This is a genomic window from Steroidobacter flavus (assembly GCF_042651805.1).
Lineage (GTDB): Bacteria > Pseudomonadota > Gammaproteobacteria > Steroidobacterales > Steroidobacteraceae > Steroidobacter > Steroidobacter flavus.
Genome location: NZ_JBHSDU010000015.1, coordinates 949,630 through 972,276, shown reverse-complemented (window position 1 = coordinate 972,276; position 22,647 = coordinate 949,630). Strand labels below are relative to the sequence as shown.

General features: G+C 61.5%; 16 protein-coding genes. 15 read left to right on the top strand and 1 reads right to left on the bottom strand.

Annotated features, from left to right (window positions below; translation table 11 throughout):
• The first annotated feature begins 9 nt into the window (after positions 1-9).
• The 15 genes from ACFPN2_RS32055 to ACFPN2_RS31985 all read left to right on the top strand — a co-directional run bounded on the left by ACFPN2_RS32055 (position 10) and on the right by ACFPN2_RS31985 (position 21,290).
• Positions 10-1,329, top strand: a complete 1,320-nt coding sequence (locus tag ACFPN2_RS32055; RefSeq protein ID WP_380604352.1) for an AAA family ATPase — start codon at positions 10-12, stop codon at positions 1,327-1,329.
• 68 nt (positions 1,330-1,397) lie between these two features.
• Entirely contained in the window at positions 1,398-1,883 is a 486-nt protein-coding gene (locus ACFPN2_RS32050) for an RNA polymerase sigma factor (RefSeq protein WP_380604350.1), read from the top strand.
• A gap of 4 nt (positions 1,884-1,887) precedes the next feature.
• On the top strand, positions 1,888-2,805 hold the full coding sequence (locus tag ACFPN2_RS32045) for a FecR family protein (protein ID WP_380604348.1): 918 nt from the start codon (positions 1,888-1,890) through the stop codon (positions 2,803-2,805).
• Positions 2,806-2,881: 76 nt separating this feature from the next.
• Complete coding sequence (locus tag ACFPN2_RS32040; protein WP_380604346.1) at positions 2,882-5,530, top strand: TonB-dependent siderophore receptor; 2,649 nt, start codon at positions 2,882-2,884, stop codon at positions 5,528-5,530.
• Positions 5,531-5,572: 42 nt separating this feature from the next.
• A complete protein-coding gene (locus ACFPN2_RS32035) occupies positions 5,573-6,148 on the top strand; it encodes an RNA polymerase sigma factor (RefSeq protein ID WP_380604344.1) in 576 nt (191 codons plus the stop codon).
• Positions 6,145-7,107 (top strand): FecR family protein, encoded by a 963-nt coding sequence (locus tag ACFPN2_RS32030; RefSeq protein ID WP_380604342.1) that lies wholly within the window; start codon positions 6,145-6,147, stop codon positions 7,105-7,107. Before ACFPN2_RS32035 ends, ACFPN2_RS32030 begins: the two co-directional genes overlap by 4 nt.
• A 90-nt stretch (positions 7,108-7,197) precedes the next feature.
• The gene (locus ACFPN2_RS32025) at positions 7,198-9,951 is read left to right on the top strand and encodes a TonB-dependent siderophore receptor (RefSeq protein ID WP_380604340.1); all 2,754 of its coding nucleotides are present in this window, start codon (positions 7,198-7,200) and stop codon (positions 9,949-9,951) included.
• A gap of 88 nt (positions 9,952-10,039) precedes the next feature.
• On the top strand, positions 10,040-10,561 hold the full coding sequence (locus ACFPN2_RS32020; RefSeq protein ID WP_380604339.1) for an RNA polymerase sigma factor: 522 nt from the start codon (positions 10,040-10,042) through the stop codon (positions 10,559-10,561).
• On the top strand, positions 10,558-11,493 hold the full coding sequence (locus ACFPN2_RS32015; RefSeq protein ID WP_380604337.1) for a FecR family protein: 936 nt from the start codon (positions 10,558-10,560) through the stop codon (positions 11,491-11,493). The genes ACFPN2_RS32020 and ACFPN2_RS32015 overlap by 4 nt, the downstream gene beginning before the upstream one ends.
• Positions 11,494-11,595: 102 nt before the next feature.
• Positions 11,596-14,394, top strand: coding sequence for a TonB-dependent siderophore receptor (locus ACFPN2_RS32010; protein ID WP_380604335.1), 2,799 nt, complete (start codon positions 11,596-11,598; stop codon positions 14,392-14,394).
• Positions 14,395-14,400: 6 nt separating this feature from the next.
• The gene (locus ACFPN2_RS32005; RefSeq protein WP_380604333.1) at positions 14,401-15,288 is read left to right on the top strand and encodes a YbbN family protein; all 888 of its coding nucleotides are present in this window, start codon (positions 14,401-14,403) and stop codon (positions 15,286-15,288) included.
• A 69-nt stretch (positions 15,289-15,357) separates the two neighbouring features.
• Entirely contained in the window at positions 15,358-15,930 is a 573-nt protein-coding gene (locus ACFPN2_RS32000; protein WP_380604331.1) for an RNA polymerase sigma factor, read from the top strand.
• Entirely contained in the window at positions 15,923-16,855 is a 933-nt protein-coding gene (locus ACFPN2_RS31995; protein WP_380604329.1) for a FecR family protein, read from the top strand. Before ACFPN2_RS32000 ends, ACFPN2_RS31995 begins: the two co-directional genes overlap by 8 nt.
• A 63-nt stretch (positions 16,856-16,918) precedes the next feature.
• Positions 16,919-19,729, top strand: a complete 2,811-nt coding sequence (locus ACFPN2_RS31990) for a TonB-dependent siderophore receptor (protein WP_380604327.1) — start codon at positions 16,919-16,921, stop codon at positions 19,727-19,729.
• 31 nt (positions 19,730-19,760) lie between these two features.
• The gene (locus ACFPN2_RS31985; RefSeq protein WP_380604325.1) at positions 19,761-21,290 is read left to right on the top strand and encodes an AAA family ATPase; all 1,530 of its coding nucleotides are present in this window, start codon (positions 19,761-19,763) and stop codon (positions 21,288-21,290) included.
• 45 nt (positions 21,291-21,335) lie between these two features.
• Here ACFPN2_RS31985 and ACFPN2_RS31980 read toward each other — a convergent pair whose 3' ends face one another.
• Positions 21,336-22,646, bottom strand: a complete 1,311-nt coding sequence (locus tag ACFPN2_RS31980; protein ID WP_380604323.1) for a cytochrome P450 — start codon at positions 22,644-22,646, stop codon at positions 21,336-21,338.
• Position 22,647: the final 1 nt, after the last annotated feature.

Here is a 22,647-nt window from a genome sequence, read left to right as displayed (position 1 = left end):
TCAGACAGAGTGGAACGTCATTACAATTACGCGCGGCAAGCGCTCGAGGATCACTTCGGCGCGCAGCGGCTGAGTTCCGTCGTAACCTCACGACGTCAATTCGCCGCACACCTGTTGCCGGACTTGCAGTCCGCATTGGTGGCCGAAACGGAACGATACAAACCGATTCTGCTGGGCCTGCATCAGCATCATCCGATGCAGCCGCTGTACGCATCCAGCATGCTGATCATGGGAGAGCAGGCGTTGCAGATCGCCCCCGTGCAGCGCTTCGACGTCGACGTGGGAGCGGATAAGCCTTTCTCCGCGATCAGCAACGGGTTATGGCTGTTCCAAGTCGAGGGCGAGCCGGTTGCCGTCATGATGTCGCGGGTGGTCGAGCCCAGGGGACGCTATTCGATCGTCGAAGCGGTCACGTCGCCGCAGTCGCTGAGCGTGGCAACGCGTTTGTTCGAGACGCTGACCAAAGCGGCGACCGCGTCGCGGCTCTATCGCGGCAAGACGCTGTCGTTCGAATCCGCGTCCGACTACAGCGGCATGCGTGCCGACATGCTCGTGCATCGTGTGCCGACAGTGGCGCGAGATAGCGTGATCCTCGAGGACACCACGCTGCGTCGGGTCGAGCGTCACGTGCTCGAGCACATTACTCATCGCCAGGGCCTTCGTCAGCTCGGGCAGTCCACGCGCAAGGGAATCCTGCTCTACGGCCCGCCGGGTACCGGCAAGACGCATCTCATTCGTTATCTCACATCGCAGTTGCCCGAGCACACGACGATCCTGGTGACGGCTGAGCAAGTGGCGAGCCTCGGTACTTATATGACCATGGCGCGAGCACTGCAGCCGAGCGTGTTCGTGCTCGAAGACGTCGATCTCATCGGCCGTTCGCGCGAGGGAATGGGCGGCGCCTGCTCGACCGAAGCCACGTTGAACCGGCTGCTCAATGAGATGGACGGGCTGGGTGAGGAAGCGGAAATTCTTTTCATTCTGACCACCAATCGGCCTGGCGCCATCGAGGAGGCGCTGGCTTCGCGGCCCGGTCGAATCGACGAGGCCATCGAGATTCCGCTGCCGGATGCAGGTTGCCGCGCACGGTTGCTGGAGCTCTACGGCAAGTCGCTCAGCTTCGAAGAGGGCGTCGTCACAGCCACGGTCGCAGCGACCGCAGGGGCGAGCGCGTCTTTCATGAAGGAACTGGTGCGGCGGTTTGCGCAGTTCAGTCTCGCTTGCAACAAAGGCAGAAAGGTGTCGGCAGCGGATGCTGCTGCGGTGGTCGAGGATGCGCTGGGTAGCCGAACAGCCATCGGCGGCAAGCTGCTCGGGTTCCACGCTTAGCTCGTTTGCGGACCGCGCGCCATCCATTCGTTCTGAATGTGATGGCGCGAACAGTCAAACCAGAGCAAGTGGCGGAAGCATTCAGCGATCATGCGCCCGAGGTGCGGCGCTTTCTGAATGGCCGGCTGCATTGCCCGGAAACGGCTGCGGACATAACTCAGGAAACTTATTTGCGATTGATCTCGACGGCGCCGTTGAAGCCCGTCGAGAACCTGCGCGCTTTCATCTTCCGGATCGCCCGCAATCTGGCGATCGATCATGTGCGTGGCCGGGCCCGGCAATCGGTGTTCGAGCAGGGGCTCGAGAATCTTTATGCGGTGACAGGTGAAAGTCCCGCGCAGTTGGATGATGCGTTGGCCGCACGGGATGACCTCGAGCGGATACAGCGGAGCGTCGAGGAGCTTGCGCCATTGACCCGTCGGGTGTTCGAGTTGTGTCGTTACGAAGGATTGGCTCACAAGGAGGTTGCCGAACAACTCGGCGTCTCGGTCAGCACCGTGGAAAAACATATGGCCGCGGCGTTGGATTTTCTCCGCGAGCGGCTCGAGCGATGACCCGATGACCATGGCGATCTCACAACATTCCGGTCTCGATCGGGTTGCGACTGAGTGGGTCGTGCGTCTCACGTCGGGGCAGGCGAGCGCTGCGGATGTCGAAGCGGCGCGTGCCTGGTGCGAGCTGAGCGATGAGCATCGTGCGGCGTTCGAGCGTGCGCGTCATCTGTGGCAACTGGCAGCGCCGCCCGCATTTCGGGCAGCACACACACATTCTCCGGTGCGCAGATTCGCCACTGCCGCCGCGTTGGCGCTCGCTATCGGACTGGGGCTGATCGTCGTCAATGGCCATTGGACGGCCGATTACCGAACCGCGAGCGGCCAGCAACGTTCGATCACGCTCGACGATGGCTCCTCGGTGAGGATGGACTCGGGAACCGCATTGGATGTGGACTACTCCCCCGGCTCTCGCAATATCACCGTGCGGGCCGGACAGGCATCGTTCGAGGTGATGCCCGATCACGATCGACCTTTCGTCGTTCACGCGGGGAAGGTCACCGCGACTGCTGTCGGCACCGTGTATTCGGTTCGTCGAGACCAGAGCGTCACCGACGTCGTCGTGAGCGAAGGTGTCGTCTCTGTTACAACGCCTGACGATGGGTCGGTGTACGTGAGCGCGGGGGAGCACGCTCGCTACGATCTCGATTCGGAAGTGCTCGCGAGGGAGCGCACGAACATCGACAATGCACTCGCGTGGCAGCGTGGCGTGCTGGTCTTTGAACTGGCGCCCCTGGAAGACGTGATTGCGGAGCTCACTCGCCACCACGCCGGCTACATCGTCATCGCGAGCCCGAAGCTGCGTCGACGGCAGGTGAGTGGCGTCTTTCAAGTGAACCGTCTCGACGAGGGCCTGCGCACGTTGTCGGCGGCCTTCGATATTCAGCTCACCCAGATCACACCGTACCTCGTCGTCCTGCGCTAGAAATTTTTACGGGTCGACATCGAACGTTCGTCTTCTGCATGCAGCATGTTGACTGCATCGACACTGGGGACGACACGTGTTCACGGGAAATCTGCACGCCGCACGCGGTTCGCGACTTGCGGGATTGTTACTGGCGATAACGCTGCCTCTCTCGGCGATGGCCGCGCCCGTGAGCGTCAAAGTCGATCCGCAACCGCTCGGCACCGCGCTCAACGTCCTGGCAGAACAGCTCGGTTTACAACTCGTGTATGACGGCGCGCTGGTCGCCAATCTCAAAGCGCCGGCGCTGTCCGGAAAAATGGAGCCTGCCGAAGCGCTTCAACGCATTCTCACGGGCAGCGGGCTGACCTATCGATTCACATCGGCGAGCGCAGTCACGTTGGAGAAATCCACCGCTGAGCGAAGCACGAGAAAACTGGGGCCGGTGCGCGTGGAGGGCGTGAATACGCCAGTTGCCGGCATCAACGGCAGCACCGATCTAACGGCGACCGAAGGGACCGGAAGTTACACGAGCAGCGCGCTTGCCATCGCAAGTAAGACGCCTCAATCGATCAAGGATACGCCGCAGTCGGTGAGCGTCATCACTCAGCAGCAGATGCAGGATCAGAATCTCACCGACTTCACGTCGATGATGAATCGGGCGCCCGGCGTCAGCATGATCGTGGGCGGCAACGGTCCGGGCGAACCGACCTTTTATTCGCGAGGCTTCGCGATTCAACGGTTGCTGATCGATGGCGGCGCGCCGATCGATATCGGCGGGGCGAGCCCGGACATCGGCAGTGCCACGAGCGAAGCTTACCGGCTCATCCCGCAGATCGACATGGCGCTGTACGACCACGTCGAAATACTGCGCGGCGCCGACGGCCTGTTCAATGGGTATGGCGATCCCGGTGGCGTGATCAATCTCACGCGCAAGCGACCGTTGAATCATTCACAAGTGATCGTCGAAGGGCTGATCGGCTCATGGAGCAACTATCGGACCATGATCGACGTTTCGGCGCCGCTGGGCTTCGACGGCAAGCTGCGGGGGCGCGGCGTGCTGGTGTGGCAGGATCAGGATTATTTCTACGACCTTGCGAACAGCAACAAGACGCTGGCTTACGGAGTGCTGGAGACAGACATCACCGAAAGCACGACGCTCAGCGCGGGCTTCAGCATTACCCGACAGCATTCGCTCCCGGCCCGGAACGGTCTGCCGCGTTATCAGAATGGCGAGGACTTGGGCTTGGCGCGCAGTACCTGTCTTTGTTTCTCCTGGAGTCGCGAAGACATGGATACCACGGAAGTCTTCGCCCGCCTGGAGCAAGACCTGGGCGAGCATTGGTCGCTCAAGTTGAATCTGACCGACATCGATCAGCAGCGCTCTTTCAAGCTCGGCACGGTCGCGGGCCCGGTCAATCCAGTGACTCTCGCGGGGCCGACGATGAGCGCCGCGATGGGCGATCGCGCCAGCGCGCAGCAGTCAGCCGATCTGACGTTGGACGGCAGCGTCGAGCTGTTCGGGCATCGCCAGCAGCTGGTGGCGGGAATGAACTACGCGAAAGTCGACGGCGGGGGGTATCAAAACTACGCCGACGTGCTCGGTAACAACGTCGCCTCGCCCGCGGTCAATGTCCTCGATTTCCATCCTGAGAGCTATCTCGAACCGGGGTCGGTGCCGGCCTTTCAACGCTATCCCGAATATGGGACCGAGCAATGGGGTGCCTACAGCAACTTGCGGTTGACGTTCTGGCGACCGCTGCACATCAATCTCGGCCTGCGCTACAGCCACTATGAAGCCCAGGGGACGAATCAAACGCTTTGCAGAGCCGCCGCCAATTGTCCGGGCCGGAATGTCGGCGACGTTACGAGGTCGACCTCGATTGGCTATTCCACGCACAACATGAGCTGGCCGCCGGGTTGGTCGCTGAGCTATGACATCACCGACACGCTGACTGCGTACGGCAGCTATACCGATATTTATAACGAGCAATCCACATACATGGATCCGTCCGGCAGCGCGATCGATCCGGTGACGGGCAGCAATTTCGAGGGCGGTCTGAAATGGGCGCCGCGCGACGGCCGGCTCAACGCCTCATTGTCGATCTATCGGCTGAAGCAGGAGGACTTCGCTTGGAAATTGACCGGTCATCCTCTGACCGGGACCGCGCCCGACGGCATGCATCAGTGTTGCTACACCACCGAGGCCGATGTGACTTCGCTGAGCCAAGGTGCGGACCTGGAAGTATCGGGTGAGTTGCTGCCCGGATGGCAACTGTCGGCCGGGTACACCTACAACAAGAACGAATACAAAGGCCGCGACGTCGGTACTCGGGCGGGCCAGCCGCTGGTGTCGAGATTACCCCGGCAGCTGCTCAAGTTATGGAGCAGCTATCAGTTCCAGGGAGGGGAATGGTTGCAGCGGCTGAGCCTGGGCCTGGGGGTCAATGCACAGACGGAAGGTTTCTATGCGGGCACCGTCTGTGTGCTTTACAGGACCAATGCCGCGGGCAATGTCGTTTGCGACACGGCGAACGGCGGTCAGCTCCCTTACTCATTCACTCAGGGCGGCTATGCCGTGTTCGCAGCTCGCGCGGCCTATCGCATCGATTCCCGCTGGAGCGCGGCGCTCAATGTCGACAATCTCACCGACCGTACTTACTACCAGACCATCGGCAGGAGCGATGCCGGCAACTGGTACGGCGAGCCGCGCAGCTTCACGCTGACTCTGCGGGGCAGTTTCTGACGCCGATTGCGGTACCGGCAGGCTCCAGACGTTTCAGGGAGCATGTCCAGTGTCAGCGAACTGACTTGTCCGGAACCTCCCGCGCCAGAGCCTGACAGCTCGCCGCGCGGGACGACGTCTGTCGAACGAGTGGCGCGCGATCATGGTGCGGAGCTGTTGAGCTTTCTCAAGCGCCGCACGACCTCGGCGCAGGACGCGGCCGATCTTCGTCAGGATGTGCTGGTCCGGCTGCTGAGCGTGCCGGCGCAGGAATCGATCTCGAATGCGCGGGCGTATCTATTTCAGGTGGCGCGTCGACTGCTGATCGATCGGCGTCGACGCAAGCAGGTCGAAGCGACCATCTTCGAGGAGGGCGTGGATGCCGCCGAGAAGGTGTGTCCGACCTCGAGCCCGGAGAGCGCGGCGGCCAATGCGGTCGCCGTGCAACGGCTGCAGGAAGCGGTGGCGGACCTTCCCGAAAAAATCCGCATGGCGCTGTTGTGGAATCGGCTCGATGGACTGAGCTTGAAGGAAGTGGGCGCGCGGCTCGGGGTTTCGGAAAGCATGGCGTGTCGTTATGTGAACGAGGCGCTGTCCCATTGCTATCGCAAGCTCCATGGTCGCGGTGGCAAGTCATGATGTCGCACTCAATCTCAGGCGGCGAGACTCGTCTGGAAGCCGAAGCGCGGCAATTGCTCGTGCGCCTGAATTCTGGACGCGCACTGGCCGAGGACCATGAGGCCGCCACTCGCTGGCGAGCGCAGAGTGCCGAGCATGAGCAGGCATTTCGTCAAATGGAAGACGTGTGGCGAATGCTTGGCGACCTGGGCACCAGCGCGGAGGATGCAAACACACGCGCAGTTGAACGCAAACGGCGCAAGCAGCCGTGGCTCGGCGCGGTGGCCGCATCGATTGTCGGTGCGGCGATTCTAGGATGGATGGCGACTCCTGTCGGCGGCGTGGCTTCCCTCACGGCCGATGAGCGAACTTCGGCGGGTGAGTTGCGTGCTGTCGAATTGAACGACGGCAGCGAGGTGACGCTGAACGGCGGCAGCGCTGCGAACTGGCAGGTCTCGACGTCGGAACGTCAGGTCGAGCTGGTCGCTGGCGAGGCTTATTTCCAAGTAGCCCACGACACCACGCGTCCATTCCACGTCGCCGCGGGCCCGGCTCACATTCAGGTCACAGGTACGGCGTTCGCCGTGAAGCGCCTGGATAACGCGGTAATCCTTACGGTTTCGCAGGGACACGTCGTCGCCAGCTTGCGCGACGGAACAAAAGAAGTCGCACTGACCGCGGGTCAATCAGTGACCTGGAGCGACGATGAGATGAGTGGCGTTGGCACCATCAACGCGGAGGAAGCCACGGCCTGGCTGCGGGGCCGGCTCATCGTTCGCGACGCGCGCCTCGCCGATATCGCCACGGAGTTGACCCGTTATCGCTCTGGACGAATCCTGCTCCTGGGCGAGCGGGCGCGCGACGTTCAGGTCACCGGCGTGTTCGATGTGAGCGATCCGGATCGAATTCTCGCGACCATTGAGCAGACTCAGGGCGTGCGCGTGTATCGCGTCGGTTCGCTGCTTACGGTCATTCGCTGACCGCCCGGCAATAAATAGTTCATAAAAAACCGGTTCAGGCCGCGCGGGCCGCTCGTCTTCATGGCTATCCATGGGATCGAGAGGTCAGCGATGAGAGCAAAGAACTATGGACCGTGCCTGGCGCCGGTGCTGTTCGCCCTGGCAGGCGTGTCTGCCATCGAGCCCGCGGCGGCCCAGACGACGCAAAGCCGCGCCGTTACCTACGCGTTTAACTTACCCGCGCAGTCGCTCGCGGATTCGCTGGTCGCTATCACTGAGTTGACCGGTCTGCAACTGATTGCATCGTCCGAGCTGACTCGCGGCCGTAGCGGCGGCGAGGTCAAAGGACGATTGAGCCTGGACCAGGCACTGTCACGCCTGCTCGCAGGGTCGGGGCTCACGTTTCGATTCATCGATGCTCATACGATTTCCGTCGAAGCGGCGAAGGGCGGTCAACGGGTGCTCGGGCCGGTGAGGGTGGAGGGTGCGGACCGAGCCGCGGTGAGCGGCATCAATGGCTCGCGAGATAGCACGGCCACCGAAGGAACGGGCAGCTTCACCACCGGCGCGATGACGGTGGGATCCAAGACGCCGCAGGCGATCAAGGATGTAGCGCAGTCGCTGAGCATCCTGACCGCTCAGCGCATGGAAGAACAGAACATCACCGACTTCACCGGGGCACTGGAGCAGTTGCCCGGTGTTACGTTGGTGCAGGGGAATACGAGCCTGGAGAACACGTTTTACTCCCGAGGCTTCGAGATCAAGAATTTCCAGATCGACGGTGGCACGCCGCTGACGACGCAGTTCGGATTCTATCCGCAGATCGATCTGGCGCAGTATGACCACGTCGAGATCCTTCGCGGCGCGGCCGCTTATTACAACGGTTATGGCCAGCCCTCGGGTACCGTGAACCTGGTTCGCAAGAAGCCTCTGGACCGTCCTCAGGTGACATTGGAAGCGCAGGCGGGCTCGTGGCAAACGTATCGCTCGGTGCTGGACGCCACGGCGCCGCTGGCGTTCGATGGAAAACTTCGGGGCCGCGCGGTCGTTTCCTATCAAGACAACGAATATTTCTACGACACCGCTGGCGACAACAAGACTCTGCTATACGGCATCCTGGAACAGGATCTGACTGACACGACCATGGCGACCGTGGGCTTCAGTCATTCACGACAGGATAGCGTGCCCTGGATGTCGGGCTTGCCGCGCTACCAGACCGGTGACGATCTGAAGTTGCCGCGTTCGACCTGTCTGTGTTTCCCGTGGAATTATTGGAATTTCGAGACCACCGAGATTTTCGGCGGCGTCGAACAGCGGCTCGGCGATAACTGGACCGCGAAGCTCAACGTCACCCGCTCCGAACAGCGGAGCGAACAAAAGCTCGGCTACAGCCGCGGCGCGGTCAACCCGTTGACGAATGCGGGGCCGATTCTGGTCGTGATGGCCAACGACTATGCCAACGAGCAACTGGCCACCGAAGCGACCCTCGCCGGTACCTTCGAGCTCTTGGGGCAACGCCAGGAAATCACCGTCGGCATTAGTCGCGCCGAAGCCCGTGCCGACGATCAGCTCGCCTATCTCGACCTGATATCGGGAACCGCGGCCGCACCTTATCAGCCCTATGCGGGTGGACCGACCTACTATTCCGGCTCGCCCAATGGCACGGCGCCGCCGATCGATGTGTTCGACTTCGACCCCAACGATCCGCTCTATACGGAGCCGCGTGACTCGCTGCCGAAGATCAATTATCACTACGTGGGCCAACAGCAGTGGGGCGCCTATCTCAACGTTCGTCTGACCGCCTTCGATCGCTGGCACCTCAGCACGGGTATTCGCTACAGCAATTACAAGTCCTCGACCGATCAGGAAGATCTGTGCACTCAGACAACGACGGGGGCGTGCGCCGGCCGCCAGATCGGAGATGCCACCAATCCGATCGTGCAGCGCTGGGACAATGACGACTTGAGCTGGCCGCCGACCGTCACTGTGTCCTACGACATCAGCAGCGCGATGACGGCCCATGTCAGTTACACCGATATCTATCAAAGCCAGGCCAATAAGCTCGATCGCGATCTGAATCCGTCCCAGCCCATCACCGGCTCGGACCTCGAGGTGTCGTTGAAGTGGGCGGCACGCGGCGGCAAGCTGAACAACACGCTGTCGGTCTATCGCATCGAACAGACGGGCTTCGCGCAAATCAATCAGGACAGCTACCCGCGCCGGCCGGATGGCTCGATCGACAACACCGTCCTGGTCGACAATGCCGGCAATCGTTATGTGGGCGGCGTGGTCACGCCGGGCGTCCTCTGCTGTTACGACGACGGGTTCGACTACACGCTCATCAGTCAGGGTCTGGATCTGGAAGTGAGCGGTGAAGTGTTGCCTGACTGGCAGTTCGCGGCCGGCTATACCTATAACGAGAACCAATACAGGGGCGCGGACATCAGATATTTTCGCAGCGATCCGGAAGGAGCGCCATTCGCCTCGGCCCAACCGAAGCACCTGCTCAAGCTCTGGACCAGCTACAGTTTCGCGGAGGGCTGGATTCGTGGCCTGACCTTGTCCCTCGGTGCGAACGGACGGACGACGGCGTATCGAGCGGGAACGCTCTGCACCCGGCTCAACCCGCCGAATGCGTTGGGCGTGAGCAGCTGCGCCCAAACGGTCGACTATGACTACATCATTCCGACCTACGCCGTGGTCGCGGCGAGGGCTGACTACCGCATCTCCGACCGGTGGGCGATCGGCATCAATGGCGACAATTTATTGGACAAGCGCTACTACAAGACCTCCAGCGGTCCTACGAGCGGGAATTGGTACGGCGAGCCCCGCAACTTCATGTTGAGCCTGCGAGGCCGATTCTGAGATTGCGGGAACTTGCGGACCCGGCAGCCTTCGCTCGTTCTAGCAACGAGCTTCGGTTGCTGGGGACAGGTCATGGCGCCGGGTCGGCATGTCATGTAATGAAGGGATGGCGCAGGGCGCGGCGGGGTGTACCGCGCTCGACGACGCTTATGTCCAAAGCTATGCCGATCTGGTTCGCTTCCTGACCGGGCGATTGCGATGTCTCGCGACGGCGCGTGACATCGCACAGGAAGCGTATCTGCGTGCCTCGCAATCCGACGTGGCGATCAGCGATCCGCGGGCGTTCTTGTTTCGTACCGCGGCGAATCTCGCTTCCGACTCTCGCAAGACCAGCAAACGTCACGCGGAGATCCTGGCGGAGGCGAGCTTCTGGCTGGAGCCGGAACCGGACCGGTCCGCTGAAGCACTGACGCTGGCGGCCGAAGAATTCACGCGGGTGAGCCGGATCATCGAGCACCTGCCGCCGCGCTGTCGTGAAGTGTTTTATCTGAATCGTTTCGAAGGCTTGAGCCAGAGCGAGATCGCCACTCGCCTGGGCATCAGCAAGACCGCGGTTGAGAAGAATGTCCGTCGCGCACTCGCGGCGCTCGGCGAGACGCGAATCAAGTGACGGAAGGCACCGACACCGCCGTGCGCCAGGCGGCCCAGCACTGGGTGGCTCGACTGGCGTCACGAGAAATCCGGGCCGAGGAGATGCGCGAGTTCCGACTCTGGCACGACGCGTCCGAACAGCATTCGGAGGCGTTTCGTAGCGAGCGCTATCGCTGGTTGCAACTGGAGCGCACGCGTGAAGTTTTCGAGCGCTCTATAGCTCGCGATAAAGAACGCGCGCGTCAACGTCGGCGGATCTGGATGCCGGTCGGCGGCGCGATCGCTGCGATGCTCGTCATGTTCATCGCTATTGGCAATCCGGTGCATTGGCTGCAGGCCGATCATGCGACTCACGTCGGCGAGATCCGGGCCTGGGACTTGCCGGATGGCTCGAAAGCCTGGCTCAGCTCCGACTCCGCCATCGATGTCGCCTACGATGCGAACACGCGGCGCATTCGCCTACTCAAAGGCGAAGCATGGTTCGACGTTCGGCACGCGCCGGAGCGGCCGTTTATCGTGGCGGCCGACGATGTCGAGGCCGTGGCGAAAGGCACTGCATTCAGCGTGACCCGAGCCAATCGCGGCGTTTCTGTCGAAGTCACCAAAGGCATCGTCGAGGTCCGCCGCGACGGTGCGACGGCGGCGGAGTTGACGGCGGGCATGGCAGCGGACCTCGATGCTGACGCGGCCCGCGTGCATGCGTTCACCGAGGCCGACGCGCTCAGCTGGCGTGAGCGCAAGATTGCGTTGAACGATCTGAGTCTCGACGACGCGCTCGCGGAGATCGAGCGCTATCGGACCGGGCGCATTCTGTTACTGGGCGAGGGGCAGGCGCAGTCGGTGAGCGCGATCCTCACGCTCGACCGACTCGATGAAGGCCTGGAGGCCATCGCGACCAGTCACGGCTTGTCGGTCCTGCATCTGACGCCTTGGCTCACCATCGTGCGCTGATATAAAAAATCGGGGTTAGGCGCGATGCGTCCTGCATCGTCGTCCTGTCAGTAGGTCGCACATGTCGCGACTTGAACGGACAGGTCGAGGAAGCCATCCCCAATGTCACATTCGTCACATCGCCTGCGCGCATTCATCGTCGCCGCGCTGGCCTGCACATTCAGCTCCATCGCGCCGCTGACGCCTGCGCAAGCACAGCAGCCCGTCACCGATCTCAAGCACAAGACGAGCTTCAATATTCCCGCCGGCGATCTGGTCCGCGCGTTGCGAGATTTCGCGGAAGCGAGCGGATTTCAGCTTGTGTACTCCACCGAGATGACCGCGAACGCGAAGACCGCCGGTGCGTCCGGCTCGATGAGCGTGCCCGAAGCCCTCGAACGTTTGCTCGCCGGCACTGGACTCAGATATCGCCTCGTCGGTCAGAAGACGGTGAGCATCGAGCGGGATAAAACAAACGGGACGCGCACGCTCGGGCCGGTGAGGGTGGAAGGAGCGGATCGAGCTGCGGTGAATGGCATCAATGGCTCACGCGATATCACAGCGACCGAGAGCACTGGCAGTTTTACGAGCGGAGCATTGACGATCGGCTCGAAGGCGCCGCAGGCAATCAAGGAGGTGCCGCAGTCGCTGAGCGTCATCACCGCGCAGCGCATGGAAGAGCAAAACATCACCGACTTCAACCAAGCGCTGGCGCAGACTCCTGGCATTACCCTGGTCCAGGGCGTGACCAGCTTGCAAAACACTTTCTATTCACGCGGCTTCGAGATCACCAGCATTCAGATCGATGGCGGACCGCCGTTGAAGACCGGCTTCGGCTTTTACCCGCAGATCGATATGGCTCAGTACGATCACGTCGAAATCCTGCGCGGCGCCACCGGCGTTCTCAATGGATATGGCGGACCTTCCGGCAGCATCAACCTGGTTCGAAAAAAGCCGCTCGATCGTCCGCAGGTAGCGACGGAAGTGCAGGCGGGCTCGTGGGACAACTATCGCGCCGTACTCGACGCCTCCGCGCCGCTGACGGCGAGTGGCGGACTGCGCGGGCGCGCGATCGTGACTTATCAGGACAATCGATATTTCTACGATGTCGCGGAAGACAACAAAACCTTGCTCTACGGCATCGTGGAATACGACCTGACATCGTCGACGCTGATCAACGCGGGCATCAGTCACACTCGGGAGAACAGCGTGCCGTGGTATGGCGGCTTGCCTCGCTATCAGAACGGCGACGATCTCAAATTGCCACGCCATACCTCGTTCGTTTTTCCCTGGAATCACTGGGACTTCGAGACGACGGAAGTGTTCGCGGCGCTCGAGCAGAAGCTCGGCAATGACTGGACCGCGAAGCTCACCGTGACGCGCAACGAGCAGGAGAGCAAGCAGAAGTTCGGTTATGCCTCGGGGCCGGTCAATCCGCTGACCAACGCCGGCCCGTTGCTCACGGGATTTTTCACCGACTATGCCAGCGATCAACTCGCTACTGAAGCGACCTTCTTCGGCGGTATCGAGCTGTTCGGTCAGCGCCAGGAGATCACGCTCGGCTTCAACTACGTCGATACCAACGGTGGCGGTCGCAAAGGATATGAGAGCTTGATCGCCGGTAGCTCGACGGTGCCTTATCAGCCCTACCCGGGCGGGCCGACGTACTACACCGGCTCGCCGAACGGCGCGCGTCCGCCGATCGATGTCTTCAATTTCGACCCGAACGATGCACTCTATGCCGAGCCGCGCGACCCGCTGCCCAATCAGCGCGTTCGTGGCAATGGCAACATCCAGTACGGCAGCTATCTGAATCTGCGACTGACGGCGTTCGATCGCTGGCACCTCAACGCCGGTATCCGCTACAGCTACTACCGATCCAGGCTCCACTCCGACAATCTGTGCTCGAGCATTCCGACCTCGGGCACGCCCGCGGCCAACAATTGTGTCGGTCGCCAAATCGGCGATCCGATCTTACCGACCGATCAAGAGTATGACGATAACGACCTGACCTGGCCGCCGGCAGTGTCGCTCTCTTACGATGTGCGGAGCGATCTCACGGCCTATGTCGGCTATACGGATATCTATGAGAGTCAGGCGAAGTTTCTCGATCGCGACCTGGAGCCGGTGGCGCCGATCACCGGCTCGAATATCGAAGCGGGGTTGAAGTGGCAAGCTCGCGACGGCGCGCTCAATGCAACGCTGGCTGCTTACCGCATCAGTCGTGAGGACTTCGCGCGAGTGGACCCGAGCAGCTACGCCCGCAATCCGGACGGCTCGATCAACACCAGCATCAGAGTGGACAATGCAGGCAATCGCTACTCTCGCGGCACTGTGGCGCCAGGCATCGAATGTTGTTATCTGACGAGCTTCGACATCAGCGAATTCAGCCAGGGGGTCGATCTGGAAATCGCCGGTGAGGTTCTCCCTGGCTGGCAAGTAGCGGCTGGATACACATTCAACGAAAACGAATATCGGGGCGCGGATCTGGCGCTCTACAAGGATGACGCTACGGAAGGCACGGTACTGCGCAGCCAGCAACCCGAACATCTCTTCAAGCTCTGGACGAGTTATCGCCTGCCGGACGAGCGGTGGACGCGCGGACTCACCGTTTCCGGAGGTGTCCAGGCGCAGTCAAAAGCGTTCCTGGCTGGCAGCGCCTGCGCGCAGTTGGGTCCGCCCAACTCCTTGGGCGTGAGCAGCTGTGCCACGGGACAGAACATCCCCTACAGCTACACTCAGTCCGCGTATGCCGTCTGGTCGGCGCGGCTCGATTACGATGTCGCTCGCAATTGGTCGATTGCGCTGAATATCAACAACCTCACCGATACCCGCTATTACAAGACGACCGGCTCCTCGTCATCGGGCAACTGGTATGGCGAACCGCGCAGCTTTCTGGTTTCGATTCGTAGCAAGTGGTAACGCGCAATGGCGGAATCTGACTTTCGTAACTCGAAGCGCTTTCACGACGAGCGCTTCTACGCAGCCTGCGCGAAGACGCCGTTCGAGCCGGAGGAAATCTTTCAGGCCTGGGCACGCTTCTCGACGTTGAAAGCCAATCAAGTCCGTCGGCAGGTCGATTTGAACGTGGAGGAGGCGCCACTCACAGCAAAGGAACGGGAGATTCTGGAGGCGTACGCCGACGTGCAAAGAATCCTGGAGCCGACGCCGCGCGTGATCGAGCAGACCGGTCTGATCGATTTCCCAGTGGAGGTGCGCGTTGCCTCGGAAACCCGGCTGGCGTTCGCGCTGGAATTATTTCGAAGTGCACGCCGCAAAGTTGCGACGTTGCGCGATGCTGACATGACAGTGAATGAGCATCGCGCTTACGCCGCTTACCAGGCCTGGTTGCAGGCGTACCTGGGCACGGAGGAGTGGACGCGAGCTTGCGAGCAATTGGCGGCTGAAACCATGCCGTCGGTCCTGGCGCTCACGGATGAGACATTCGACGAGGCGTTTCGCGGCTATCCGGCGCCGACCATCGTCTACTTCCACAACAACGGTCATGCTGATGCGCCGAAACGCAGCTTACGAATGGAAGCCCTGGCACGGCGCATCGAGCCTTACGGTCGAGTGGCGCGAGTAAATGTCCGGTTGCAGCAAGGGCTGTGGTCCCGATTCAAGGTCGGCTTCAAGCCGGAGCCGCTATTGCTGTTCAGCATGGCGGGCCATCTGAAATCCATGTTCAGCGCGGACGCGACGGTCGATGAAATCGTGAGTTGGGCCGAGTCGCAGCTGGCCATCATGCGGGCGTACCTGACCCGGCCGGACAAGACCGCCAAGCTCCACATCCTGCGCGGGGCCGCCAACGGATAGTGCGGCCTTTGCCACCCGCACTCGTTCCATCTGGTCGCCATTCAAACGGCGCACGGCGGGCAACGGGGAATGGCGCGGGACACGGACCTCAGCATCGGGGGCGGTGGGGGCGAGGGTCTGGAGCAGGCCCCCTCGCTGGTGCGTGCTTTTTCCGAGCATCAGGGCGATCTCATTCGCTTCCTGGCCAAACGCCTGCGGTGCCTGTTTACCGCACGCGATGTCGCGCAGGAAGTCTATCTCCGCACGCTGCGCGTTCCGGAAGCTCAGGTCGAGAATCCTCGCGCATTTCTGTTTGAGATCGCCAGCAATCTGGCCATCGATCACGAGCGGGTCGAAGGGCGGCGTTCGGAGTTACTCGAAGAAGTGCAGGATCTGCTTTGGACTGAAGAAGACAAAATCTCGCCGGAGCGCCAGGCGTTAGCGGAGGATGAGCTCGCGCTATTGCATGCGGCGCTCGAGCGTCTGCCGGAGCGGGCGCGGCTTGTGTTCTATCTCAATCGATTCGACGGGCTGACCCAGCGCGAGATCGCCGAGCGTCTGGGAATATCGCGCACCAACGTTGAAAAGCACATGCGACGCGCGTTGCGCTGTGTGGAGGAGACACGGAATCGGATCGAGGCGGAGGCGCGGGCACATGAGTGACGCGAGCGTCGATTCTGTGCTGAGCGAGTCGGCCCGTCGCTGGGTGTTGCGGCTCGCGTCCGGCGAAATGAGTGCGGATGACATGCGCACGCTCAAGCAGTGGCTGTCGAATCCGGAACACCGGCGGGCCTTTGAAAGTGCACGTTCAGCGTGGCGGCAGGTCGAGTCGCTGCGTGAACGAGTGGGTTCGAGCTTGCCCGCAGCGGCCAAGGCAGGCGATCGCCGCCGTAACGCGACGCTCGTCGGCGGACTGGCGGCTGCGTGCCTCGCGTTGTTCATTTGGCTGGGCAATCCGATCATCTGGTGGAAGGCCGATCACGCCACGGAGGTGGGGGAGATCGCGAAAGTCACATTACCGGACGGCTCGACGGCGATTCTCGATACGAACTCCGCGCTGGCCGTGCATCACGTTGCGGGGGAGCGCGCCATTGAGTTGCTGAAAGGCCAGGCTTGGTTTGACGTAAAGCCGGATCGCGACAATCCCTTCCGCGTCCACGCAGGCACGGATATCGCTGAAGCCGTCGGCACTGCGTTCAGTGTCAGCCGAACAGACGACACGTTCGCAGTGCGCGTGACGAAGGGGCTCGTCGCAGTGAGCACACATGACAAGCCTGAACCGATCCACGTGGGCGCCGGGCGCTGCGCGTGTTCGTCGGAGATCGTGGCTTTCGACGAGCACATCGATCTGGAATGGCGTGAGCAACGGATCGTCATCGAAAACATGCCGTTCGAGGACGCGCTGGCCGAGCTGGATCGTTACCGCCCGGGTCGGATCGTGCTGCTCGGCAAGCGCACGGCGCGTGCTCATGTCAGTGCGGTCCTCTCGTTGGAGGGGCTGGACCACGGCCTGAACAATCTCGCGCGCATGCAGGGACTGCGCATGACCTATCTCACGCCCTACCTGGTGCTGCTCACCGAAAAATAGGGGATAGGAAGCCGCTCACGTCACTCGTCTCCTCTATAACTGCGATCAAGAGGGGAGAGGCGGGTGAAGTATCTGATTCGGATGCTGGTGGCGGCGACCACGTGCGCGGCGAGTATCGTGCCGGCGACGCAAGTGCGGGCCCAGACCGTGCAGGCGTCGAGCGAAGGCGCGCTTGAATTCAACATTCCCGCGCAGCCGCTCAACGTCGCGCTGCGAACGTTCGCGGAATTCACCGGCCTGCAACTCGTTTATTCATCGGCGCTGGTCACCGACATCAAGAGCAGCGGCTTGAAAGGGCGCTATCGAGTCGAGCAGGCGCTGCAACTGATGCTGTCCGGCACGGGACTGGCCTATCGATTGGGGAGCGGCAACACCGCAATCATCGAAAAGGTGACCGCAGGAAATTCACGCGTGCTCGGGCCCGTGCGCGTCGAGGGCGCGGACTCTGGCAATCGCCAAGTGCCCGGAACCAACGGTTCGCGCGATCGTACGGCGACGGAAGGAACAGGGAGTTACACGTCGGATGCGCTCACGGTGGGCTCGAAGTCCCCGCAGAGCATGAAGGACACGACGCAGTCTGTCAGCGTGATCACCGCGGAGCGGATGAAGGATCAGAACCTGACTGATTTCAACGAGGTGTTGCGACAGAGCACGGGCATCACGCTGGTTCAAGGCGACGGCGAGGGAACGACGGGAACCAATCTGGAGAACTCGTTCTACTCGCGCGGCTTCCTGGTGAGGAGCATTCAGATCGATGGCGGGGCGCCGCTGGTCAGCAACTTCGGTTTCTATCCGCAGATCGATATGTCTCAGTACGACCATGTCGAAGTGCTACGCGGGGCGGCGGGGCTGTTCAACGGCTATGGCGATCCCTCGGGCACGGTCAATCTCGTGCGCAAAAAGCCGCTGGATCACAATCAAGTCCTGTGGGAAGGCCAAGCAGGCTCGTGGAACACGTATCGCTCGATGCTGGACGTCACCGGGCCCATCGCTGCTTTCGACGGCGCGCTGCGCGGCCGGCTGGTGGTGACGTATCAAGACAACGAATATTTCTATGACATGGCCAAGGACAGCAAGTCGCTGATCTATGGCGTCGTGGACTATGACCTGACGCCCTCGACCCTGTTGACCGCCGGCTTCAGCAATGCCGAGCAGGACAGCGTGCCCTGGCGTTTCGGCCTGCCGCGCTATCAGAACGGCGACGATCTGAAACTGTCGCGCAGTACCTCGCTGATGTTTCCATGGAATCGTTGGGACTTCGATACCACGCAATTGTTTGTCACCGTGGACCAGCGCCTGGGCGCGGATTGGGCCGTGAAGCTCAACGTCACTCATAGCAGCCAGGAGAGTCGCCAGAAAGTCGGCTACTCCACCGGCACGGTCAATCCCCTGACCGGCCTCGGGCCGAGCACGCTGGCGCTCATGAACGACTACACCAACGAGCAAATCCTGGGGGAGCTGACGCTGTCAGGTGCGTTCGAATGGTTCGGCCAACGGCAGGAGCTGGTGGTGGGAATCAACCACGCCGACAACGACGGCGGCGGCGCGACCAATTTCCCCACCCTCATGACCGGCACCGCGGCCTTGCCGTACGTTCCCTTTCCAAACGGACCGAGATTCTGCTCGGGCACGACCACTGCCTGTCCTAATGGCACCAGCCCCGCGGTGAATGTTTTTGCCTTCAATCCGTTCGACATTCTTTATACCGAGCCGCAATCGGTCCCGCCCAGCCAGCGCCGCCCGGCGCAAGGCGAGCAGAAGTCCGGCGCCTATCTCAACTTGAGGCTGACGGCCTGGGAGCGTTTTCATTTGACGACGGGCGTGCGCTATAGCGAATACGAATACACCAACGACATTCTCGCCTACTGCACCAGCCTGACTCAGTTCGGATGCACGACGCCCGGTATGCAGATCGGAGATCTAAGATCGGCCAGTCACACGCAATACAAGGATGACGATCTCACATGGCCACCCGCCGCGGTCCTGTCTTATGACCTCGCCGATACTCTCACGCTGCATTTCGGATACACGGACATCCATATCAGCCAGGCCGACAGTCTCACCGGGGACCTGCAGCCCATCGAGCCCATCACCGGATCGAATATCGAGCTGAGCGCCAAGTGGCAGAGCGCGGACGGTCGTCTCGACGCGAATGTGGCGGTCTATCGCATCGAGCAATCCGGATTCGCGGTGCGGGACCTGTCTCGCCGCGTGATCGAATTCGATCCCGCGCGAAATCAAAACGTCACTTATTACGTGGCCAACGACGGCCAACGGTTCGAGGGCGGCGACGTCGACGATCAACATTCGTGTTGCTGGATCGCGGACCCCAATCGCACCCTGAAAAGCCGGGGCGTGGACGCCGAAATCACGGGCGAGCTGGCCGCCGGCTGGCAACTCTTCACCGGCTATACCTACAACAAGAACAAACGGACCGGCAGCTACTACCGGACCGACGACGGCACGCCTATCGTCTCGCGTCAGCCGGAACATCTGCTGAAATTGTGGACCACTTACGATTTCGCGGCGGCCGGCGCGGGAGGACACGGGTGGCTGTCCCGGTTATCGCTCTCTGGAGGCGTGAACTGGCAGTCGAAGGCATATCAGGCGGGTACGGCCTGTACTCAACTCGGCGCGCCGAACAACTTTGGCGTTTCCAATTGTTTGGTCACGACTCCGTACAGCTTCACGCAGCAACCCTATGCCATCTGGTCCACGCGAATCGATTACGAGCTGAACGATACGTGGCGAATCGCACTCAACGCCGACAACCTCACGGACACGCGCTATTACCAGACCATGGGGACATCGTTGAGTGGCAATTGGTATGGCGCACCGATGAGCTACACCCTGACGCTTCGCGGCCATTTCTAGTCGGCCCTTCAACCCAAGGAATCATGTATCGATGACCACTCCAGTCAATGTTCGATCCGTCACCGCACTCCGCGCGGGTTCCACACTGCCGGCTTTGACGCCGTCGCAAGCCACGATTTTCAACCGTGCGCTCGCGATCACGGAGGGCTCTCCGTTTGTCGTCGTGCAAGGAGACCAGGGGGTCGGCAAGACGACCATCCTCCAGCATCTCCATGCCCGCTTCGGCGGTCGATTCATCAGTTGCGCGGAGCTGCTTGACGCGATCGCCGCGAGACATCCACATGCCATCGAGGAATCGATTCGTGGCCTGCTGGATGGTGCGCTGACCCGGGATGACGTGGTGTTCGTGGACGACCTCGATGCCGTCGAAAAGGTCACCCGAATGAGCAATGCCTACCCGCGGCCTCATTTGTTCAATGTCGTATTGAAGGATATTTTCAACCGTGTACGGCTGGCTAAGAAGAAGCTCTTTCTGAGCAACACCACTGCGGACTTCTACAGCACGGTGGAAGGGCAAAGCGTAATTCTGGAATGCCCGCCGCTGCAGCCCGCGGATTATCAAGCGCTGATCACGGCCTGGCTTGGGAAGGAGCACGTTGCCCGACTGAACATTGAAAGCATCTATCGCCGGAGCGGCAAACTGACGGCGTACCAGCTGCAGGCGACGTGCGGAATTCTGCTCGCACACGGGCGTCAATCGCCGACGACGGAGGAGTTCACTCGCGCGGTCAGCGAGAACCTGCTGTCGAGCAATCTGGATGTGGCTGAAGTCGAGAAGATCGAGTTCTCGGCGCTGAAGGGCGCGAAGGAAATCGTCGAGAAACTCGAGCGCACCATCCTGTTGCCGCTCAAGGAGCCGGAGCTGGCAAAAGCGCTCGGGTTGAAACCGAAGCGAGGCGTGCTTCTGCATGGTCATCCGGGAACCGGCAAGACGACGATCGGCCGCGCGCTGGCGCATCAGATGGCGGGACAGTTCTTCATGATCGACGGCTCCTTCGTCGGCGGGAGCCCTGGATTTTTCAGGCGCCTCGACCGGTTGTTCGAGGACGCCATCGCCAACAGTCCCTCGATCGTTTTCATCGACGATGCCGACGTGCTGTTCAAGGCCGACAACGGCGGCATCAATCGTTACTTGCTGACCAAACTCGACGGGCTCGCGAGCGAGTCGGTGGGACATGTCTGCGTGATGATGACTGCCATGGATGTCGCGGATATGCCGCCCGCGTTATTGCGCTCAGGTCGCATGGAGGTGTGGCTGGAGACCCGGCTGCCGACCAGCGACACGCGGATCGAGATCGTTCGGCATTTCTCGTCGGATCTTCCCAAGCAGCATCACGAATTCGATGAAGCGAAGCTTTCGCAGTTGACCGACGGCTTCACTCCCGCGGATCTTCGCAGGCTAGTGGGAGATGCCCGCGGATTTCTGGCCTACGACCAGCACAAGGGCCGCACGGTCCAGCGTTTCGAGGAGTATCTTTATGTGTCGGCCGCTGAGATTGCCGACATCAAAGCCAAGATTGCCGCCATCTCGCCGAAGAGAGGAGCGGTGAGCGCCCGATAACGACGCGTCGGAAGGGCCGTCGGCAGTGCGCCGACGGCTCTTTCCTCAATGACGGCGCGGAATCCGAACCGGCAGCGAGCGATAGCCGCGCACGAACGTCGAATACACACGTTCGGGTGCGCCGATGACCTCCACAACGGGAAAGCGTTTCAATATTTCTTCCCAGACAACGCGCAACTGCATCTCGGCGAGCCGGCTGCCGACGCAGCGATGAATGCCGCTGCCAAAGGAAAGATGCTGGCGCGCTTTCGGGCGACCGATGATGTAGTCGTCGGGGCGCTCGATGATGGTTTCGTCGCGATTGCCCGAGAGATACCACATCACGACCTTGTCGCCAGTGCGAATCACTTTGCCGTTGAGCTCGACGTCCTGCACGGCGGTGCGTCGCATGTGAGCGAGCGGTGTCTGCCAGCGGATGGTTTCAGAGACCATGGCCGGCACGAGCTCGGGATGCTCGCGTAATCTTTGATACTGATCGGGATTCTGATTCAACGCGAGCACGCTGCCGGTGATGCTGTTGCGGGTCGTGTCGTTGCCGCCGACGATCAATAGCACGATGTTGCCTTGATACTCATAGGGCGACATGTTTCGCGTGCCTTCGCCGTGCGCGAGCATCGAAATCAAGTCTTTGCCCGCCGGGTTGGCGGCGCGCTCGTGCCAGAGCTTCTGAAAGGTTTCGAAACATTCGGCCATTTCGTTGACCCATTGATCGGGCGTGTCGATCACACCGCCGCCCGGAACGGCCGTGGCTACGTCGGACCAGCGGGTCAGCCGACGCCGCTGTTCCTGCGGGAAATCCATCAGCGTCGCCAGTGTCATCGCGGTCAGCTCGACCGACACCTTGTCAACCCAATCGAATTCGACGCCGATCGGCAGCTCGTCCAGGATGGCGGCGGCCCGGCTGCGAATCAGCGGTTCGAGAGTGCGCAGATTGTCGGGCGCCACGATCGGTTGGACCGCACTCCGTTGCACATCGTGCCTGGGCGGGTCCATGGCGATGAACATCGGCAGCGGATTGCTCGTGGTGTTGATGGTGATGCCGCCCTGTGCCGCGTCGGACGAGAACTGCTGATGGTTCATGTCGACCGCGATGATGTCGTGGTAGCGGGTGATCGACCAATAGCCGCCGAACGTCGGGCTCTCGACCCAGTGCACCGGATCTTCGCGGCGCAGCCGCTCGAAGTACGGACCGACCCGATCGGCATGAAACAGTTTGGGATTGGCGACGTCGATCTCGGCCAGCGGCTGCGAGTACGCATGCGCGCGGGCGGCTTCGAGCGTCGGTGGCGCTTCCGGGAAGACATCCAGCGTGTAGTTGACGATCGGCCCGGAGCGAGACGCGAGGTTGTCACTCATG

Excerpts from the sequence above, each read along its gene's own strand:
- ACFPN2_RS32045 (WP_380604348.1), top strand. The coding sequence starts at position 1,888 with ATGACCATGGCGATCTCACAACATTCCGGTCTCGATCGGGTTGCGACT.
- ACFPN2_RS32035 (WP_380604344.1), top strand. The coding sequence starts at position 5,573 with ATGTCCAGTGTCAGCGAACTGACTTGTCCGGAACCTCCCGCGCCAGAG.
- ACFPN2_RS32030 (WP_380604342.1), top strand. The coding sequence starts at position 6,145 with ATGATGTCGCACTCAATCTCAGGCGGCGAGACTCGTCTGGAAGCCGAA.
- ACFPN2_RS32025 (WP_380604340.1), top strand. The coding sequence starts at position 7,198 with ATGAGAGCAAAGAACTATGGACCGTGCCTGGCGCCGGTGCTGTTCGCC.
- ACFPN2_RS32020 (WP_380604339.1), top strand. The coding sequence starts at position 10,040 with ATGTCATGTAATGAAGGGATGGCGCAGGGCGCGGCGGGGTGTACCGCG.
- ACFPN2_RS32010 (WP_380604335.1), top strand. The coding sequence starts at position 11,596 with ATGTCACATTCGTCACATCGCCTGCGCGCATTCATCGTCGCCGCGCTG.
- ACFPN2_RS32005 (WP_380604333.1), top strand. The coding sequence starts at position 14,401 with ATGGCGGAATCTGACTTTCGTAACTCGAAGCGCTTTCACGACGAGCGC.
- ACFPN2_RS32000 (WP_380604331.1), top strand. The coding sequence starts at position 15,358 with ATGGCGCGGGACACGGACCTCAGCATCGGGGGCGGTGGGGGCGAGGGT.
- ACFPN2_RS31995 (WP_380604329.1), top strand. The coding sequence starts at position 15,923 with ATGAGTGACGCGAGCGTCGATTCTGTGCTGAGCGAGTCGGCCCGTCGC.
- ACFPN2_RS31985 (WP_380604325.1), top strand. The coding sequence starts at position 19,761 with ATGACCACTCCAGTCAATGTTCGATCCGTCACCGCACTCCGCGCGGGT.
- ACFPN2_RS31980 (WP_380604323.1), bottom strand. The coding sequence starts at position 22,646 with ATGAGTGACAACCTCGCGTCTCGCTCCGGGCCGATCGTCAACTACACG.